Origin of the sequence: Kitasatospora sp. NPDC056327 (assembly GCF_042261735.1) — a bacterium.
In the GTDB taxonomy this organism is placed as follows: domain Bacteria; phylum Actinomycetota; class Actinomycetes; order Streptomycetales; family Streptomycetaceae; genus Kitasatospora.
In genome coordinates this window covers 1-1,831 of record NZ_JBHJRC010000534.1, presented here as the reverse complement: position 1 = coordinate 1,831, position 1,831 = coordinate 1, and the positions used below count along the sequence as shown (strand labels likewise).

Sequence of the window (1,831 nt, the reverse complement as noted above, 5' to 3'; positions counted from 1 at the left end):
CCGCGGGGGACCGCGCGGCGGTCCGGCCGCCTCGAACAGGGACCAGGAGGTCGGTGATGAGCCCCGTCACCCGTTACGCACTCACCTTCCCGGGAACGCCCGGCACCCAGGCCCCGCAGGACGTGGTCGTGGTGGAGCGCACCAGCGCCACCGGGCCCGGCGGACACCCGGTCTACGAGGACGCCAGCGGCATCGTCCGGGCCGAGATCAGCGACACGGGGGAGGTCCGGATGCTCGCCACCGGCGGCCACCAGAGCCCGCACTTCCCGGTCCACGCCCAGCCGCTGCCGTGACCGCGGAGGGGCCGTCCGGCGCCCGGCCCCGGGGACGGGCCGCCCGCGGGTGACTTCCGGCGGCCGGAACCCGTGCCCGGCAGGGGCCGTTTCCGGCCGCGTCCCTGACAGCGCGGCGGTCCGTGGGGCAGACTCGCGGCATGACCACAGCGCGTTGGCAGGGCACCGTCGTCGCCGAGAGCGAGGACACCGTCGTCGTCGAGGGCAACCACTACTTTCCGGTCGAGTCCGTGCGCAGCGAGTACCTGCGGCCGTCCGACACCACCACCGTCTGCGGCTGGAAGGGCACCGCGGAGTACTATTCGCTGCTCGTCGACGGGCAGACCAACCAGGACGCGGCCTGGTACTACGCGGACCCCGAGCCCGAGGCCGAGCAGATCCGCGGGCGGGTGGCGTTCTGGCGGGGCGTGGAGATCGTCGACTGACTGACCGACCGACTTCCCGACTTCCCGACTTCCCGACTTCCCGAGCAACCGGCCGACCGGCCGACCGGCCGGGGACCGCTCACCGTCCGGCCGGGCCCGGCGCCGGTACACGGCCGTAGCCGTCCTGTCGTGGGACCGGGACGCCCCCGGCGCGTACCGCGTCGGCCCGCCGGGTACGGCCAGACCATGGCAATCTTCCGGAAACCGGGCCGCTCCGGGCCGCCCGAGCCCGCCCCCGAGCGCGTCGCCGACGAACTGGCCGACCTGGTCGAGGGGCTCGAACGCCCCGGCACCCCCGCCGAGGGCGCGGCCGGGGACCCCGCCGAGTACCGCGCGGAGACCGAGCGCGGCCGCCGGCGAGGCGCCCGGCTGGTCACCGACATCGCCCGGCGGCTCGGTGCCGGCGGGCGGGTGGCGGCCAAGGGCGCCGCGTACGGCGGCCGGGCGCTCGCCGACCAGCTCCTGCAGACCGCCCCGCGGATCCCCGTCCGGGACCTCGCCACGCTGCGTGCCCAGCACCCGGGCGCGGCCGACCCGGAGAGGCTCGCCGATCTGCTGGTCACCGGTGCGAGCCGGGCCTCCAGCGCGCTCGGTGCCGGTGTGGGGGCCGCCGCGATGCTCCCGGTCCCGCCCGCGATGCCGGTGGAGATCGCCGCCGAGACGCTCGCCGTGGCGGCCGTCGAGATCAAGCTGATCGCCGAGCTGCACGAGGTCTACGGCTTCGCCGCGCAGGGGAGCGCCACCCAGCGGGCCGGGGCGTACGTCAGCGCCTGGGCCAACCGGCGCGGCATCGACGGCACGCTGCTGGCCAAACCGGCCGGTCTGGCCGCGATGGCGCTCGGCGGCGAGGTGCGCCAGCAGGTCCGCCGCCGGCTGACCCGCAGCTCGCTGCGCCGCCTTCCGTCGCTGACCCCACTGCTGGTCGGCGCCGGGATCGGCGCCACGATCAACCTGCGCGACACCCGGCGGGTGGCCCGTGAGGTCCGTGAGGACCTGCGCCGCCGCCGGCCGGCCGACCCGGGCTACTGGGCGGCGGCCGCTCCCGCCCCGCCGCCGCGGCCGGGCGGCTGACCCGGGGCTCCGCGCGCCCCGGCGGCCCCGCGTGTGCCGCAC

General features: G+C 77.3%; 3 protein-coding genes. All 3 read left to right on the top strand.

Annotated elements, in window-relative coordinates; genetic code table 11:
- The first annotated feature begins 56 nt into the window (after window positions 1-56).
- The 3 genes from ACFCX4_RS36100 (at window position 57) to ACFCX4_RS36090 (ending at window position 1,789) form a co-directional block, all read left to right on the top strand.
- A complete protein-coding gene (locus tag ACFCX4_RS36100; RefSeq protein ID WP_376151693.1) occupies window positions 57-293 on the top strand; it encodes a DUF6296 family protein in 237 nt (78 codons plus the stop codon).
- A gap of 140 nt (window positions 294-433) precedes the next feature.
- Window positions 434-718: a DUF427 domain-containing protein gene (locus ACFCX4_RS36095; RefSeq protein ID WP_376151691.1), complete on the top strand. Its 285-nt coding sequence runs from the start codon at window positions 434-436 to the stop codon at window positions 716-718.
- 186 nt (window positions 719-904) lie between these two features.
- Window positions 905-1,789 (top strand): hypothetical protein, encoded by an 885-nt coding sequence (locus tag ACFCX4_RS36090; protein ID WP_376151689.1) that lies wholly within the window; start codon window positions 905-907, stop codon window positions 1,787-1,789.
- The last annotated feature ends 42 nt before the right edge of the window (window positions 1,790-1,831 follow it).